Genomic DNA, 17,696 nt, shown 5'->3' with positions numbered 1-17,696 from the left:
CGTGCTGCCCGCCCCGTACCCGGCCTACGGGACGTGTCCCTAGTCGGCGCGCTGCTCGCCGCGTTGTTCGCCGCGTTGTTCGGTGCGCAGCCGGAACCAGTAGAAGCCGTGTCCCGCCAGGGTCAGCAGGTACGGCCACTCGCCGATCGGCGGGAAGCGCACATCACCCGTGAGCTCCAGCGGGACCCGCCCGTTGAACGACCGCAGATCCAGCTCGGTGGGCTGCGCGAAGCGCGAGAAGTTGTGCACGCACAGCACCAGGTCGTCCCCGAACTCACGCAGGAACGCGAGCACTGCCGGGTTGGACGAGGGCAGTTCGGTGTACGAGCCGAGACCGAAGGCGGGGTTCGCCTTGCGGACCTCGATCAGCCGGCGGGTCCAGTGCAGCAGTGAGGAGGGCGATGCCATCGCGGCCTCGACATTGGTGACCTGGTACCCGTAGACCGGGTCCATGATGACCGGCAGGTTGAGCCTGCCCGGATCGCACGAGGAGAAACCGGCGTTTCGGTCCGGGGTCCACTGCATGGGCGTGCGCACACCGTCGCGGTCGCCCAGCCAGATGTTGTCGCCCATGCCGATCTCGTCGCCGTAGTACAGCACCGGCGAGCCCGGCAGGGACAGCAGCAGGGCGGTGAACAGCTCCATCTGGTTGCGGTCGTTGTCCAGGAGCGGGGCGAGGCGGCGCCGGATGCCGATGTTGGCCCGCATCCGCGGGTCCTTGGCGTACTCGGCGTACATGTAGTCGCGCTCTTCGTCTGTGACCATCTCGAGGGTCAGCTCGTCGTGGTTGCGCAGGAAGATGCCCCACTGGCAGCGGTCCGGGATCGCCGGGGTCTTGGCCAGGATTTCGGAGACCGGGTAGCGGGACTCTCTTCGCACCGCCATGAAGATGCGCGGCATGACGGGGAAGTGGAACGCCATGTGGCACTCGTCCCCGCCCTTGGCGAAGTCACCGAAGTAGTCGACGACGTCCTCGGGCCACTGGTTGGCCTCGGCGAGCAGCACGGTGTCGGGGTAGTGCGCGTCGATCTCCTCCCGCACCCGCTTGAGGAGCTGGTGGGTGCGCGGCAGGTTCTCGCAGTTGGTGCCCTCCTCGGCGTACAGGTAGGGCACGGCGTCGAGGCGGAAGCCGTCGATGCCGAGGTCCAGCCAGAAGCGCAGGGCGGAGAGGACCTCCTCGACCACGGCCGGGTTCTCGTAGTTCAGGTCCGGCTGGTGCGAGAAGAAGCGGTGCCAGTAGTACTGCTTGCGTACCGGGTCGTACGTCCAGTTCGAGGTCTCGGTGTCGATGAAGATGATGCGGGCGTCCTGGTACTGCTTGTCGTTGTCGGCCCACATGTAGTAGTCGCCGTACGGACCGTCCGGGTCCTTGCGGGACTGCTGGAACCACTCGTGCTGGTCGCTGGTGTGGTTCATGACGAAGTCGATGATCACCCGCATGCCGCGCTGGTGCGCGGCGTCCACGAACTCGACGAAGTCGGCCAGGTCGCCGAACTCGGGCAGCACGGAGGTGTAGTCGGAGACGTCGTATCCGCCGTCGCGCAGCGGCGAGGCGAAGAACGGCGGCAGCCAGAGACAGTCCACGCCGAGCCACTGGAGGTAGTCCAGCTTGGCGGTGAGCCCCCTGAGGTCCCCCACGCCGTCGCCGTTGCTGTCGTGGAAGGAGCGTACGAGCACCTCGTAGAAGACGGCCCGCTTGAACCAGTCGGGATCGCGGTCCTTGGCGGGGGTGTCCTCGAAGGTGTCGTGGACGGGGTCGTTGATCATCATGTGGTGGGTGACCCTCCGGTGGGCGGGGACGGTCGCAGAGCGGTGAGTACGTGCGCGGGCGCGCGGCCCGGCTCTAGGCGCACGTAGTTCGCCCTGCCCCAGTGATAGGTCTCGCCGGTGAGCTCGTCGCGCACCGCGAGGGACCCGTGCCAGTCGAGGCCGAGTACCGGCATGTCCAACGAGACCGTCGCCTCCTGGGTGTGGTGCGGATCGAGGTTGACGACCACCAGTACGGAATTGGCCCCCGAGTGCTTCGAATAGGCGATCACCTGTTCGTTGTCGGTCGAGTGGAAGTGGATGTCGCGCAGCTGCTGGAGGGCCGGGTTGCGCCGGCGCACCCGGTTCAGCGTGGTGATCAGCGGGGCGATGGTGCGGCCCTCGCGGTCGGCGGCGGCCCAGTCGCGCGGCCGGAACTCGTACTTCTCGGAGTTCAGGTACTCCTCGCTGCCCTCCCGCACCGGGGTGTTCTCGCAGAGCTCGTACCCGGCGTAGACGCCCCACGCGGGGGACAGGGTCGCCGCGAGCACCGCCCGCACCTCGAAGGCGGGGCGGCCGCCCTCCTGCAGGTACGCGTGGAGGATGTCGGGGGTGTTGACGAAGAAGTTCGGCCGCATCACGGAGGCCGACCGGCATCCGGCGAGCTCGGTCAGGTACTCGGTGAGCTCGGCCTTGGTGTTGCGCCAGGTGAAGTACGTGTAGGACTGCTGGAAGCCGACGGCGGCCAGGGCGCGCATCATCGCCGGGCGGGTGAAGGCCTCGGCCAGGAAGATCACGTCCGGGTCGGACTTGTTGATGTCCGCGATCACCTTCTGCCAGAACACGACGGGCTTGGTGTGCGGGTTGTCGACCCGGAAGATGCGGACGCCGTGGCCCATCCAGAACCGCAGGATCCGGCAGGTCTCCTCGACGATGCCGGCCATGTCGGTGTCGAAGTGGATCGGGTAGATGTCCTGGTACTTCTTCGGGGGGTTCTCGGCGTACGCGATCGTCCCGTCGGCGCGGTGGCGGAACCACTGCGGGTTCTTCTCCACCCACGGGTGGTCGGGGGAGCACTGGAGGGCGAAGTCCAGGGCGATCTCCAGGCGCAGGTCGCGGGCGCGCGCGACGAAGGCGTCGAAGTCCTCGATCGTGCCGAGGTCGGGGTGGACCGCGTCGTGGCCGCCCTCGGTGGAGCCGATGGCCCATGGCACGCCCGGGTCCCAACTGCCCGCGGACAGGGTGTTGTTCGGACCCTTGCGGTAGGTGGAGCCGATGGGGTGGATCGGCGGCAGGTACACCACGTCGAAGCCCATCGCGGCGATCGCGGGCAGCCGCTCGGCGGCAGTCCGGAACGTTCCGCTGACCGGCGCCTCGCCGGGCTCGACGACCGCCCCCTCGGAGCGGGGGAACATCTCGTACCAGGAGCCGAAGAGGGCCCGCTTGCGCTCCACCAGCAGCGGCAGCGGCTTGGCGGCGGTGACGAGCTCGCGCAGCGGCTTCTTCGCCAGCACGGCGTCCACGGCGGGGTCGAGGGCGGCCGCGTACCGGACGGCGACCTCCTGGTCCTCGTCCCGCATCACGTCGGCGGCGGCCAGTACGGTCGCGCGGCCGTCACGCTTGGGGATCTTGGCGGCGGCACGGGTGTAGAGCTCGGCGCCCTCGAGGAGGGTGAGGCCGGTGTCGATGCCGGCGGGGATCTTGATCGCGGCATGGGCCCGCCAGGTGGCCATCGGATCGCTCCAGGCCTCGACGGTGTACGTCCACCTCCCCTCGGTCTCGGCGGAGACCCGCGCGCCCCACCGGTCGGTGCCGGGGGCGAGCTCGCGCATCGGCACGGGGGGGCGCAGCCGCCCGCTCGGGTCGCGGAGCACGACGTGCGCGTTGACCGCGTCGTGTCCCTCGCGGAACACGGTTGCGGAGATCTCGAAGACTTCGTCCACGACCGCCTTGGCGGGTCTGGCGCCGCAGTCGACGGCGGGGCGGACGTCCAGCACGGGAATGCGACCGATCATGATGGGATCACCTGGGGGCAGTTCGCAGGGCTCGGTGACAACAGGCCAGCCGGTATCGCGACTGGTAGTGCACGCTCTGTTCGCTCTGTTTCTAGCCGCTCGGTGGACGGCTGGGCTGCGGGCATGGCCGCTCCTGTCCGCGTTCACTCGGGTGGCGGGAGAGGTTGGGGGCGGGTGCGCCGTGCGTGTACCACGTGTACCCGGTGAGCCCTTCCCACTCTCTCCCCGCCCAATCCGCGCCCTTGGTTAACTACTCGTACGTAGTGGCACGACCGATACCAAGCCCCGGGTCGACATCCGCCGGGGCTCCGTCAAGTCGCGCAGGACTACCTGATGTAGCGACATCCCTCACCAGCACCACCCGTCACCCGACCCTCTTCCGGCTCGCCGCGCCACACGGGCAAAGGGGGAGGAAGGGTGTGAATCGTTTATGCCCCCGTACGGATGTACGGGCAGGGGGCCGGGTCGAAGTTGGCCGGTCCCGCACGGTCGGGCGCGTCGGAAAAGCCCGAAACGGACCCCCGTCGTCCCACGGAGTGGGACGGCGCAGGGGTCATCCGGACCAAGGAGTGGAACGCGACCCTCCAGGGCGGCCCCGGGCGGCATGGCCCCGGGGGCGGGGGCGGCGCTAGCCTTCCGGGGGTGATGCGCGGATGCACAGCGTGGTGCGGCCGCTCCGATCCGCAATCCCCTGCGAAGGTGGAACACGTGAAGGCTATCCGTCGATTCACCGTGCGCCCCGTCCTTCCCGAGACCCTGCTGCCGCTCACCGACCTCGCGCGCAATCTGCGCTGGTCGTGGCATGCCGAGACCCGAGAACTCTTCCAATCCGTCGACCCCGAGGGCTGGCAGGCCGCCGGCGGCGATCCCGTCCGGCTGCTCGGCGCCGTGTCCGCCGCCCGGCTCGCGGAGCTCGCCGGCGACCGCCGGTTCCTGCGGCGGCTCGCCGTCGCCGCCGCCGACCTCGATGACTACGTGAACGGCGGGAGGTGGTACCAGAGTCAGGAGAACACCCGGGAGCTGCCCGCCGGCATCGCCTATTTCTCCCCCGAGTTCGGCATCACCGCCGCCCTGCCCCAGTACTCCGGCGGCCTCGGCATCCTCGCCGGGGACCACCTCAAGGCCGCCAGCGACCTCGGCGTCCCGCTCATCGGCGTGGGACTGCTCTACCGGCACGGCTACTTCCGCCAGTCGCTCTCCCGCGACGGCTGGCAGCAGGAGCACTATCCGGTCCTCGACCCCAACGAACTCCCGCTCTCCCCGCTCCGCCAGGACGACGGCTCCCCGGCCCGCGTCTGCCTGACCCTCCCCGGCGGACGCGCCCTGCACGCGCGCATCTGGCAGGCCCGCGTCGGCCGCGTGCCGCTGCTGCTCCTGGACTCCGACGTCGAGGACAACGACGCCGCGAGCCGTGAGGTGACCGACCGGCTCTACGGGGGCGGCAGCGACCACCGGCTGCTCCAGGAGATGCTGCTGGGCATCGGCGGGGTCCGGGCCGTGCGCACGTACTGCGCGATCACCGGCCACCCCGACCCCGAGGTGTTCCACACCAACGAGGGACACGCCGGCTTCCTGGGACTCGAGCGCATAAGGGAACTGGAACGGGAGCAGGGCCTCGGCTTCGACGCCGCCGTCGAGGCGGTGCGCGCCGGAACCGTGTTCACCACGCACACCCCCGTCCCGGCCGGCATCGACCGCTTCGAGCGGGCCCTGGTGGCCCGGCACTTCGGAGAGGGCGGGGAACTGGCGGGCGTCCCGGTCGACCGGATCCTGGAGCTGGGTGCGGAGAGCTATCCCGGCGGCGACCCCGGCGTGTTCAACATGGCCGTGATGGGCCTGCGCCTGGCGCAGCGCGCCAACGGGGTGTCCACCCTGCACGGCGCGGTCAGCCGGGAGATGTTCGCCGGGCTCTGGCCCGGCTTCGACCCGTCCGACGTGCCCATCACCTCCGTCACCAACGGGGTGCACGCCCCGACCTGGGTGGCCCCGGAGGTCGTCCGCCTCGGCGCCCGCCAGATCGGCGCCGGGCGGACGGAGGACGCGCTGTCCGTCGGCGGCTCCCGGCGCTGGGACGCCGTCGCCGACATCCCGGACCAGGACGTGTGGGACCTGCGCCGGGTGCTGCGCGAGCAGCTGGTCCAGGAGGTACGGGACCGGTTGCGGGCCTCCTGGCGCCAGCGCGGGGCCGCCGACGCCGAACTGGGCTGGGTGGACTCCGTACTGGACCCGGACGTGCTCACCATCGGCTTCGCCCGGCGCGTGCCCTCGTACAAGCGGCTCACGCTGATGCTGCGCGACCCGGAGCGGCTGCGCCGGCTGCTGCTCGATCCGGACCGGCCGGTGCAGATCGTGGTCGCGGGCAAGGCGCACCCGGCGGACGACGGCGGCAAGCGGCTCGTCCAGGAGCTGGTGCGGTTCGCGGACGACCCGCGGGTGCGCCACCGGATCGTCTTCCTGCCCGACTACGGCATGGCGATGGCGCAGAAGCTGTACCCGGGCTGCGACGTCTGGCTCAACAACCCGCTGCGGCCGCTGGAGGCCTGCGGCACCAGCGGGATGAAGGCCGCGCTGAACGGCTGTCTCAACCTGTCCGTACTGGACGGCTGGTGGGACGAATGGTTCGAACCGGACTTCGGGTGGGCCATCCCCACGGCCGACGGGCTCGGGACGGACGAGGAGCGGCGCGACGACCTGGAGGCGGGCGCCCTCTACGAGCTGATCGAGAGCCGGGTCGCACCCCGCTTCTACGACCGCACCGGGCGCACCGGGCTCCCGGTGCGGTGGATCGAGATGGTCCGGCGCACGCTGGTCTCGCTCGGTCCGAAGGTGCTCGCCGGGCGGATGGTGCGCGAGTACGTCGAACGGCTCTACGCCCCGGCCGCGCGCGCCCACCGCGCGCTCGGCCCCGAGGCGGCGCGTGACCTCGCCTGGTGGAAGGGGCGGGTCAAGGCGGCCTGGCCGCGGGTCGGCGTCGAGCACGTCGAGGCCCTGGCCTCGGCGCCGGTGAACGGCACCGCCGAGCTGGGGGCCACCCTCACGCTGCGCGTGCACGTGTCGCTGGACGCGCTGCTGCCCGAGGACGTGGAGGTGCAGGCCTTCGCCGGGCGGGTGGACCCGCAGGACGTGATCCGGGACGGGCGGACCTTCCCGCTCAAGCCGGCCGCCGGGCCGGACCTGGAGGGGCGCTGGGTGTACGAGGGCCCGCTCGCCCTCGACCGCACGGGCCCCTTCGGTTACACGGTGCGCATCCTGCCGGCGCACCCGCTGCTGGCGAGTCCGGCCGAGCTGGGGCTGGTCGCGGCCCCGGCGGACACGGACGCGGGGGGCGGCGTGCTCCTGCGGTGACGCGGGCCGCGAGGTCCGGGGCGGGCGGCGGATCCATCGGCCGCCCGCCTGCGCAAGTGCAGCGGGCCTCCCGGGTGAACCTCCGGCGCGATCGGCATGCCGAATCGTTTCTGCGCCCCTCTCCGCTCCTACGCTGCCCGCGGATGGCACCGGATACCACCGGACCCTGCATCCGCAGACCCGAGGAACGGACTTCCCCCATGCGTCTTCGCACCACCGCCGCCGTGTTCGCCGGCGCCCTGGCCCTCGTCCTGCCCCCCGCCGGCCCGGCGCTCGCAGATGACGACGGCGGCCGCGGCCTGGGCACGCTGCACTACCGGTTCATCGACGAGGCAGGGGGCGAGCGCCGCGCGCAGATCCGTCCCGCGGACAACGACACCTGCTACCTGCTGACCGGCACCTCCAGCAACGAGCCCGCCATCGACGTGGTCAACAACACGAGGTCGCGGGCGTTCCTCTACGACGACCGGGGCTGCTCCGGCAGGGCGGACCGGGTCCTGGAGCCGGGCGAGCGGGCGCGGAACGTCGAGGTCGTCGCGGCCTTCTTCCGGCCGGCCGACGGCCGGGGCGAAGGCGGCGACGGCCACGGTGACGGCGGTAACGGCGGCGGTGGTGACGGCGGCGACGGCTGGGGTGACGGCGGCAACGGCGGCGGCGGCCACGGCGGCGACGGCTGGGGTGGCGGCGGTGGTGACGGCGGCGACGGCTGGGCCGGCGGCGGTGGCGATGGCGGCGACGGCTGGGCCGGCGGCGGTGGCGATGGCCGCGGTGAGGGCGGCGGCCGCGGGGACCAAGGTCGCGGCGACCAGGCCGGTGAGGGCGGCGGGGGCACCTGGGACCAGGGCGGCGAGAGCCGCCGCGGGGACGGCGCCGCCGACCCCGCGGCGGCGGCCGCGGAGCGCCGACAGGACCTCTTCACTGGCATCTTCCGCACGATCGGCTGAGCGCGCGGCCCGTGCCGCAGCCCCGTGCCGCCGGGCCGGCCCCGGGGGCCGAGCGGGGCCCGGCCACCGCACCGCGTCCGCCGTCGCGCAGGGCCCGGCGTCCGGGGCGGGCGCCGGCAGGGAACGGTCCTCGGGACGGCCCGGGACGGGCGGCCCCATGGAACAGGGCCGCCCGGGGAGGTCTTCTCCCGGGCGGCCCCGTGGTCATGCGGTGTCAGCAGGCGCTGTCCTCACCCCGGCAGGGGTCAGAAGGTGAGCTTCCAGCTGTTGATGTAGCCGGTGTCCAGGCTGGCCAGGTCGGCGACCCGCAGCTTCCACACACCCTGGGCGACCTCGGAGGAGGCGTTCACGGTGAAGGACTGGACGATGTTGTCCGCGCTGCCGCCGCTGCGGTTGCGCAGGTTGTAGAGGGTGCCGTCCGGGGCGACGAGGTCGACCTTCAGGTCACCGACGTAGGTGTGGACGATGTTGACGTCCACCTTGAGGGTGCTCGGGGCGTTGCCCGTGCGGGTCACCGTGATCGGCGACTCGACCGTGGAGTTGTCCGCGATCTGGTAGTCGTTCAGGTTCTCGAACACGTTCTGCTGGCTGGTGCCGACCGTCCAGGTGAAGGACGCCGTACCGGTCTGGTTCTGCGCGTCGGTCACCGTCACGGTCACGTTGGACGTGCCCTGCGTGGTGGCCGTGCCCGAGATCAGGCCGGTGGAGGAGTTGATCGACAGCCCGGCCGGCAGGCCGGTCGCCGCGTAGCTCAGCGCACCCGGGTTCGTGCTGGTGGCCTGGACCTGCAGGCTGACGGCGGTGTTGACCTGCGTGTTCTGGTTGGCGATCGGGGAGACCGTCACACCGTTGGAGATGCGGGACCCGACGGCGACGCCGGCCCACGCGTTGGCCACGTTGTTGTAGATCGTCGAGCCCTGGCCGTAGAGGTCGGCGGCGGCCTTCAGCGTCTGCACGCGGGCGTCGGCGTAGTTGGTGGTCGACTTGAAGTAGCCGACCGTCAGCGCGCGGAACCAGATCTTCGAGGCGGCGTCGCGGCCGATGGCGGTGACGGGCAGGCCGTCCGCGGTCGGCGAGTCGTAGCTCACGCCGTTGACGACCTTGGCGCCCGAGCCCTCGGAGGCCAGGTAGTACCAGTGGTTGGCCGGGCCCGAGGAGTAGTGGACGTCGATGGAGCCGATGCCCGAGTACCAGCTGTCCTTGGACGAGCCGTCCTTGCTGGGCTTGTCCATGTAGCGCAGCGGGGTGCCGTTGCCGCGGATGTCGATCTTCTCGCCGACCAGGTAGTCGCCGACGTCCTGCGGGTTGTTGGCGTAGAACTCGACGGCCGCCGCCATGATGTCGGAGGTCGCCTCGTTCAGACCGCCGGGCTCACCGCTGTAGGTCATGTTGCCGGTGACCGAGGTGAGGCCGTGGGTCATCTCGTGCGCGGCCACGTCGGTGGAGGTGAGCGGCTTGGCGTTGCCGTCACCGTCGCCGTAGGTCATGCAGAAGCAGGAGTCGCTCCAGAACGCGTTCACGTAGTTGTTGCCGTAGTGGACCCGGCTGTACGGGGCCACGCCGTCGTTGCGCAGGCCGTTGCGGCCGTGCACGTTCTTGTAGTAGTCCCACGTGACCGCGGCGCCGTAGTGCGCGTCCGCGCCGGCCGTCTCCAGGTTCGACGGCAGGTTGTTGCCCCAGATGTCGTCCGGGCCGGAGAACAGCGTGCCGGTGCCGGAGGTGCCGCGGTTGAGGTTGTACGTCTTGTGGCTGCCGCGGGCGGCGTCGGTCAGGTTGTACGTGCTGCCCGACTGCGTGGTCCCGAGGGTCACCTGGCCGCTGTACATGGTGTTGCCGGTGCCGGTCTCGATGGCCTGCCACTCGGATATCTTGGCGCCGGTCTTGGCGTTGGTCACCACGTGCAGCTCGTTCGGCGTGCCGTCGTGCTGGAGGCCGCCGACGACGGTCTCGAACGCGAGGACCGGGGCACCCTCGGCCGCCCAGATCACCTTGCGGGCGCTCTTGGAGGGCTTGGCCTCCTTGGAACCCTCGGCGTTCGCGGCGGAGACGGCCTGGCTCTCCGCGGCGGCCGGGGTCACCGAGGCGGTGGTGTCGGCGACCTTGATCTCGTGCTGGGTGGCCTTGGTGACGCTCTTCGTCGCGCCGTCCTTGGCGTGGACCGTCAGGTCGCCGCCGAGCACGGGCAGACCGTCGTAGGTCCGCTCGTAGGTGGTGTGCGTGGTGCCGTCCGCGTCCTGGACGACGTCGCGGACGACCAGCTTCTCGCCGCTGCCGAGGCCGAGGGCCTTGGCCGCCTGCGCGGTGGTCGAGTTAGCCTCGGCAAGGAGCGTCGCACGCTCCGAAGCGCTGAGTACGCGGTTGGCCGCGCCCGGGTTGGGCTGGGCAGCCGTGCGGGCCTGCGACGCGGTGGCGTCGGCGGTGGCGGTACCGGTCTGTATGCCGACGGCGAGCATGGCTGCCGCGGCTACGAGCGCGCCGGCCGCGGTGGCTCGCCTCTGGGGGGTGGACCTCAACGCAGACTCCTTCTGCAAGGGGGGTTCCGGACGGCTGGGTGGGCCGCCGGGCAGAACAGGGCTGGTGCGATGAACGGTCGAAGAGTGCCAGTTGCCCGCCACAATGTCAGGAGCGCGTCAAAAGGTTGGCCGGAAACGGTTCGTTCTCCGAAGAGACGTATCCGGTATCCGAACCCTTCACCTTTGCGTGCGAGAGAGGGTCCCGATATTCGGAACAGCTGGTACCGGTTGCTAACACTTGAGCAACAAGAGGTTGGGTTGGCCCAATCCGCATTTACCGTACGGGTGTTTGTCGTACTGTTTCCCGGTGCGACACACGTCCGTTGCCCGGGGAAGCCATGGACGCTCGCCACTGTCATAGACCACGTGCCAGGGGGGCCCATGAGGCATGTCCATTTTCCGGCGCAAAGCGTGGCCGCGGCGGCCCGTGGCTCCGCCCTGCCCGCACGGCGCCTCGGTGACAAGGCCCGTTGGTACCTGCCCGCCGCCGTCGGCGCCGACTTCCTCGGCGCGGCCGTGCCCGTCGGACTCGTCTTCGCCGCAGCGCAGCAGGTCCGGCCCCTGTACTGCGCACTGGCGGCCGCGCTGGCGTGGACCGGGGTGCAGGCACTGCGCCGGCGGTACGCGGTCCGGGCGCTCGGGGAGTCCCGCGGGGTGCTGCCCGTGGTGCACGACTGGCTGATTCTGATCGGCGTGCTCGCCGTGGCCCGCGTGGTGACCGAGGAGGACACGCCCCGGCTGTCCGCCCTCGGGGCCCTGCTGCCCGCCCTGCTGATCACCGTAGCCTGCCACAAACTGACCTACCGCCACCTCTCGGCGGCCCGCCGCGAGGCCCAGGCCGTCAGCCGGGTCCTGGTGGTGGGAGAGCCCGACGCCGCCGAGGACGTCATCGCGCACCTGGCCGCGCGCACCGACCACCCCTACGTGGTCGTCGGCGTGGTCCCGGTGGGCGCCGGGCCCCTCGCCAGCGGGGTACCGGTCGCGGGCCGCCTCGGTGCGGACATGCCGCAGGCGCCGAACGGCGACTCCGCGCCCGTGCTCGACGCCGTCCGCAGCCACAACGCCGACCTGGTGCTGGTGGCTCCCGGTGCACGCATCGCGGGGGAGCGGCTGCGCCGGATCGCCTGGGCCCTGCACGACGCCCATCTGGAACTCGCCGTCTTCCCCGGACTGGTGGAGGTCTCCGTCAAGCGGCTGGAGACCCTGTCGGCGGGAGGCCTCGCCGTGCTGCGGGTCGCCCCGCCGGTCAGCCGCGGCGTGCAGACCCTGCTCAAGTCGGTGCTCGACCGGGTGGGGGCCGCCGTAGGGCTGCTGCTGCTCTCCCCGCTCTTCCTCGGGATCGTCCTGGCGATACGTTTCGGCTCGCGCGGCCCGGCCTTCTACCGGCAGCAGCGCATCGGCCGCGACGGGGTCCCGTTCGTGATGTGGAAGTTCCGCACCATGGTGGTGGACGCCGACGCCCGCAAGGCGGAGCTGGCCGGGCACAACGAGAACGACGGCCTGATGTTCAAGATGCGCCGCGACCCCCGGGTGACCCGGGTGGGCCGGCTGCTGCGCCGCACCTCCATGGACGAACTGCCGCAGCTGGTCAACGTCCTGACCGGACACATGTCGCTGGTCGGCCCGCGCCCGCCGCTGCCGGAGGAGGTGGCGAAGTACGACGAGGTCGAGCTGCGCCGGCTCACCGTGCGGCCCGGGATGACCGGCCTGTGGCAGATCAGCGGGCGGTCGGACCTGTCCTGGGACGAAACGATCCAGCTGGACCTGCAGTACGTCGACAACTGGTCCTTCACCAGTGACGTCGACGTGATGGGCCGTACGCTCCGCGCCGTCGTCGACGGCCGCGGAGCGTACTGAGGGGCACCGGGTGGGATCAGCCGTTGCGCTGCTCGCGCAGCCACCACGCGTACGTGGCGGCGATGCCGTCCCGCAGCGGGATGCCGGGCTTCCAGCCGAGCGAGGTCAGCCGGCCGACGTCCAGCAGCTTGCGCGGGGTCCCGTCCGGCTTGGACGTGTCCCAGGCGAGCCGGCCCTCGAAGCCGGTCACCTCGGCGACGGTCTCGGCCAGTTCCCGGATCGTCAGGTCCTCGCCGCAGCCGATGTTGACGGGCTCGTCGCCGTCGTAGCCGTTCAGCAGCACCGCACACGCGGCGGCGAGGTCGTCCACGTGCAGGAACTCGCGGCGCGGCGTGCCGCTGCCCCACAGCGTGACCTCGTCGCGGCCCTCGGCGGCGGCCTCGTGGAAGCGCCGGATGAGGGCGGGCAGGACGTGCGAGGACTCGAGGTCGAAGTTGTCGCCGGGGCCGTAGAGGTTCGTGGGCATGGCCGAGATGTACGAGGCCCCGTACTGCTTGCGGTACGACTGCACCTGGACGATGCCGGCGATCTTCGCGAGGGCATAGGCCTCGTTGGTCGGCTCGAGCGGGCCGGTCAGCAGGGCGTCCTCGCGGATGGGCTGCGGAGCCAGCTTCGGGTAGATGCAGGAGGATCCGAGGAACAGCAGCCGGCCCACGCCGGCGGCGTGCGCGCCGCCGATCACGCTGAGCTGGATCTGCAGGTTCTCCTCGAGGAACTGCACCGGGTACGTGCTGTTGGCCATGATCCCGCCGACCTTCGCGGCGGCCAGCACCACGGCGTCCGGGCGGACGTCCGCCAGGTACGCGGCGGTCGCGGCGGCGTCCCGCAGGTCGAGGTCGGCACGGCCCCGGGTGAGCACCTCGTGCCCGTCGGCGGTCAGCCGGCGGGCGACCGCGGACCCCACGAGGCCGCGGTGGCCCGCGACGAAGACGCGGGCGTGCGGGGGCAGGAGCGGCAGCGAACTTGTCATACCGCCGATGATGCCAGTCCCCGCCCGCGGGGCCGGCAGCAGTCCGGGCCTTCCGGGCCCGGACCCCGCCGGCGCCGGACCCGGCGTGTACGGTACGCATCCAGCCCCCGGACCACCGGACCCGGCAGCATCGGGCGGGCAGGGGAAGCCCGCTCGGCACAACGAACCACAACGCACCCCAGGGGGACCGCATGGGCAAGACCGCACTGATCACCGGCGTCACCGGCCAGGACGGCTCGTACCTCGCCGAGCTGTTGCTCTCCAAGGGCTACACGGTGCACGGGCTGGTGCGGCGGTCCTCGAGCTTCAACACGGAGCGGATCGACCACGTCTACCAGGACCCGCAGACCGCCAACCGGTCCTTCGTCCTGCACCACGCCGACCTCTCCGACGGCGTGGCCCTCGTCAACCTGCTCCGTGAGATACGGCCCGACGAGGTCTACAACCTCGGCGCCCAGTCCCACGTCCGCGTCTCCTTCGACGCGCCGCTCTACACCGGCGACGTGACCGGCCTCGGCGCGCTGCGCCTGCTGGAGGCCATCCGGGCCAGCGGTGTCGACACCCGCATCTACCAGGCCTCGTCCTCCGAGATGTTCGGCGCCACCCCGCCCCCGCAGAACGAGGGCACCCCGTTCCACCCGCGCAGCCCGTACGGCGCCGCCAAGGTGTTCGCGTACTGGACCACCGTGAACTACCGCGAGGCGTACGGCATGTTCGCCGTCAACGGGATCCTCTTCAACCACGAGTCCCCACGCCGCGGCGAGACCTTCGTGACCCGCAAGATCACCCGCGCGGTCGCCCGCATCAAGGCCGGCCTCCAGGAGCACCTCTACCTGGGCAACCTCGACGCGGTCCGCGACTGGGGCTACGCCCCCGAGTACGTGGACGCCATGTGGCGGATGCTCCAGCAGGACGAGCCCACCGACTACGTCGTCGCCACCGGAGTGGCCGCGACGGTCCGCGAGTTCGTCGAGGCCTCCTTCACGCACGCGGGCCTCGACTGGAACGAGCACGTGCGCTACGACCCCAAGTACGAGCGCCCCAGCGAGGTCGACGCCCTCATCGGCGACGCCTCCAAGGCCCATGACCTGCTCGGCTGGAAGCCGACGGTCCTCGTCTCCGAACTGGCCAAGATCATGGTCGACGCCGATATCCGTCAGGTGGAGGACCAACTGGCGGGCGCGACGGTCCGCATCGACCGCTGAGGCCTTATATTTCCCCTACGATTTGCCGTGTCACGGTCATACCCACAGGTCTGGGTGGGTGTGGCCGGGCCAAACCTGCCATATGTCCGTGATGCACCCTCCCTGCTGTACCTGTTGGTTCCAAGTTGGTATGCAATGGGTCAAGCAAGGTGGCCGGGCCCTCGCGTGAGCCCTAGTGTGCCCCCGTACATATGGCTGTTCGGATAGTTCCAGCCATCAAACCGGGCGATGCCCTGGGGGGCTCATGCGTAGATCCAGAGGGCTGACTGCTGCCCTCGTCCTGTCACTGGCCGGTGCCGGCACCGGTATAGGCCTGGTGCTGATGCCGCAGGCGTCCGCCATCACGGCGCCGGTGGCCTTCACCGCCGACAGCCTGCCGACGTGGCAGCCCAACGGCATCGTGTTCGCGATGGCCCAGGCGAACGGCACCGTCTTCGCCGGCGGTACGTTCTCGGCCGTCCGCCCGCCCGACGGCGCCGCGGGCACCGAACAGGACGCCGTGAACTTCGCCGCGCTCGACGCCGCGACGGGCACCCCGACTTCCTGCAAGCTCGCCTTCACCGTCTCCGAGGGCACCGCGACGGTCCGTGCGCTGGCCGTCTCGAAGGACCAGAAGACCCTGTACGCGGGCGGCTACTTCGGCGCCGTCAACGGGACCCCGGTCTCCAGCCTCGCCGCGATCGACATCGCGAGCTGCACCCCCAAGGCAGCGTTCCACCCCGGCGTTCCCGCCACCGTGCGCGCGCTCGCCGTCACCGACGACACCCTGTACGTGGGCGGCGACTTCAACGCCGTCGACGGACAGACCCGCGAGCGGTTCGCCGCGGTCGACGCCGCCTCCGGCGCGCTCAAGCCCTTCGTGGCCAACGCCGACGAGCCCGGCCGCGCCATCGAGGTGAGCAACGACGGCAAGAACGTCCTGCTGGGCGGCGACTTCTTCTCGGTCAACGGCTCCAGCACGCACGCGCTGGCCGTCGTGAACGCCACCACCGGCGCCGTCGCCAAGACCTACAGCAGCATCCCGTCCAACTCCGTGGTCAAGGACATCTCGGCCGACGCGACGGGCTACTACACCGGCAACGAGGGCTCCGGCGGCGGCGTCTTCGACGGCCGCATCGGCCTGAACCCCGACTTCAGCGAGAAGTGGCGCGACCGCTGCCTCGGCGCCACCCAGTACGTGCTGCCCTACGACGGGGTGCTCTACAGCTCCTCGCACGCGCACGACTGCTCCAGCGAGCTGGAGTTCCCCGACGGCAAGCGCCACTTCCTGCTGGCCCAGCCGACCGACCACACCGGCCCCGCCCCCGCGCCCGTGGGCGGGTTCGTGCGCGGCCCGGGCAAGCTCGGCTGGCACCCCACCGCCAACGACGGCCTCGGCGAGGGCATCGGTCCGCGCGTCATGGCCGTCGCGGAGAAGAGCGACGTCAAGTACATGTGGGTCGGCGGTGAGTTCACCCTCATCAACGGCAAGCCGCAGCAGGCCCTGACCCGCTTCGCCTCCACCGGCGACGTCGGCGCCCCGACCACTCCGGTGGCCAGCGTCGGCAGCGTCAAGCCCGGCGAGGTACAGGTCCGCTGGCGCACCAGCTACGACGCGGACGACAGCAAGCTGACCTACCGCATCTACCGCAACGGCTCGGCCACGCCCGCCGCCACGGTGAACGCGGACTCCCTCGAGTGGCAGCGCCCGCAGGCCTCCTGGACCGACACCACGGTCAAGGCCGGCCAGGCCTACAGCTACCGCGTGACCGCGACCGACGCGGCCGGCAACACCAGCGCCCTGTCGGCCGCCGTCTCCGTGACGGTCCCGACCGCGGTCCAGTCGTACCCGAACCAGGTCCGCGCCGACGGCGCCAACCTGTACTGGCGCTTCGACGACACCGTGAGCCCGTACGTGGCCGACTCCTCGGTCAGCGGCAACACCGGCGGTGTCCAGCTGAACGCCCCGGCCCTGCGCCAGAGCCCCGGCGCGATCACCGGCACCAGCACCGCGATGGGCTTCAACGGCACCAGCCAGCAGGTCTACGGCGACCACCGCCAGACCGTCGGCAGCACGTTCACCATCGAGACCTGGTTCAAGACGGGCACCACGCGCGGCGGCAAGTTGGTCGGCTTCGGCAGCAACACCGACCGCAGCAGCGGCTCGTACGACAAGCACCTGTACATGACCAACAGCGGCCGGCTGGTCTTCGGAGTCTCCAACGGCTCCGCCCAGACCGTCTCCACCGGCCTGTTGGACACGTACAACGACAACAAGTGGCACCACGTGGTCGGCACCCAGGGCCCCGGCGGCATCACCCTGTACGTGGACGGCCAGAACAAGGGCTCGCTGAACCGGACCGGTACCCAGACCTACGCGGGCTACTGGCACGTCGGCGGCGACAACCTCACCGGCTGGCCGAACCGCCCGACGAGCAACTTCTTCGCCGGGCAGCTCGACGAGACCGCCGTCTACCCGACGGCGCTCACCGAGGCCCAGGTCAAGAACCACTTCACCCTGGCCAAGGCGCCCACCGACTCGGTCTCCAAGGTCAACGCGACCGAGGACACCTACGTCAACCAGGGCGCCCCGGGCACCGCGTACGGCACGTCCACCTCGCTCGCGGTGCGCGGCACCTCGGCGTACGAGACGTACCTGCGCTTCGATGTCCCGGCCGCCCCGGCCGGGCAGGTCCTGAAGGCCGCCTCCCTGCAGTTCAAGACCAACACGCAGACGGGCGCCGGCACCGCCGACACCGTGTCCGTGGTCCCGGTCACCGGTACCTGGAGCGGCGCGGGCACCACCTTCGCCACCAAGCCCGCCCTCGGCACCACCCCGCTCGGCACCATCGCGGGCGTGCCGGACGGCTCGGCGATCCACTCCGTGCCGCTGGACACCACGGCGCTCTCCGCGGTCCTGGGCAGCAGCTACAGCCTGGGCCTGACGAGCACGGGCACCGACCCGCTGTGGATCTGGTCCGCGGAGGCCACGGCCGCCGACGGCGTCCCCCAGCTGGTCCTCACCTTCGGCGCGAAGTAGGCGACGAGCGCGCAGCGGGGCCCGGCCGGCACCACGGGGCCGGGCCCCGCACCCCTGTCCCACCCAGTAAGTACGGGAGCCA

9 protein-coding genes are annotated in these 17,696 nt (G+C 71.1%); 5 read left to right on the top strand and 4 right to left on the bottom strand.

Annotated features, from left to right (window positions below; all coding sequences use genetic code 11):
* Window positions 1-39 precede the first annotated feature (39 nt).
* Entirely contained in the window at window positions 40-1,770 is a 1,731-nt protein-coding gene (gene treS, locus AB0D44_RS04510; protein ID WP_362584211.1) for a maltose alpha-D-glucosyltransferase, read from the bottom strand.
* Window positions 1,767-3,761: an alpha-1,4-glucan--maltose-1-phosphate maltosyltransferase gene (locus AB0D44_RS04505; protein WP_362584208.1), complete on the bottom strand. Its 1,995-nt coding sequence runs from the start codon at window positions 3,759-3,761 to the stop codon at window positions 1,767-1,769. Before AB0D44_RS04505 ends, treS begins: the two co-directional genes overlap by 4 nt.
* Window positions 3,762-4,469: 708 nt before the next feature.
* Between AB0D44_RS04505 and glgP the strand changes: the two genes are divergently transcribed.
* Both glgP and AB0D44_RS04495 read left to right on the top strand, forming a co-directional pair.
* Window positions 4,470-7,106: an alpha-glucan family phosphorylase gene (gene glgP, locus AB0D44_RS04500; RefSeq protein WP_362584205.1), complete on the top strand. Its 2,637-nt coding sequence runs from the start codon at window positions 4,470-4,472 to the stop codon at window positions 7,104-7,106.
* Between the two features lie 200 nt (window positions 7,107-7,306).
* Entirely contained in the window at window positions 7,307-8,050 is a 744-nt protein-coding gene (locus AB0D44_RS04495) for a hypothetical protein (RefSeq protein WP_362584202.1), read from the top strand.
* A gap of 245 nt (window positions 8,051-8,295) precedes the next feature.
* Here AB0D44_RS04495 and AB0D44_RS04490 read toward each other — a convergent pair whose 3' ends face one another.
* Window positions 8,296-10,563, bottom strand: a complete 2,268-nt coding sequence (locus AB0D44_RS04490; protein ID WP_362584199.1) for a M4 family metallopeptidase — start codon at window positions 10,561-10,563, stop codon at window positions 8,296-8,298.
* A gap of 381 nt (window positions 10,564-10,944) precedes the next feature.
* Between AB0D44_RS04490 and AB0D44_RS04485 the strand changes: the two genes are divergently transcribed.
* On the top strand, window positions 10,945-12,420 hold the full coding sequence (locus AB0D44_RS04485) for a sugar transferase (protein ID WP_362584196.1): 1,476 nt from the start codon (window positions 10,945-10,947) through the stop codon (window positions 12,418-12,420).
* Window positions 12,421-12,436: 16 nt separating this feature from the next.
* On the opposite strand, the gene AB0D44_RS04480 is transcribed toward AB0D44_RS04485, so the two are convergent.
* Window positions 12,437-13,390 carry a GDP-L-fucose synthase gene (locus tag AB0D44_RS04480; RefSeq protein ID WP_362584193.1) on the bottom strand — a complete coding sequence of 318 codons (954 nt, stop codon included), beginning with the start codon at window positions 13,388-13,390 and terminating at the stop codon, window positions 12,437-12,439.
* 191 nt (window positions 13,391-13,581) lie between these two features.
* Between AB0D44_RS04480 and gmd the strand changes: the two genes are divergently transcribed.
* Window positions 13,582-14,595 (top strand): GDP-mannose 4,6-dehydratase, encoded by a 1,014-nt coding sequence (gene gmd / locus AB0D44_RS04475; protein WP_362584190.1) that lies wholly within the window; start codon window positions 13,582-13,584, stop codon window positions 14,593-14,595.
* 244 nt (window positions 14,596-14,839) lie between these two features.
* On the top strand, window positions 14,840-17,614 hold the full coding sequence (locus tag AB0D44_RS04470) for a LamG-like jellyroll fold domain-containing protein (protein WP_362584187.1): 2,775 nt from the start codon (window positions 14,840-14,842) through the stop codon (window positions 17,612-17,614).
* Window positions 17,615-17,696: the final 82 nt, after the last annotated feature.

Source organism: Streptomyces sp. NPDC048349, assembly GCF_040651925.1.
GTDB lineage: Bacteria > Actinomycetota > Actinomycetes > Streptomycetales > Streptomycetaceae > Streptomyces.
The sequence above is the reverse complement of the archived record's forward strand: the minus strand, read 5'-3'. Positions and strand labels throughout refer to the sequence as shown.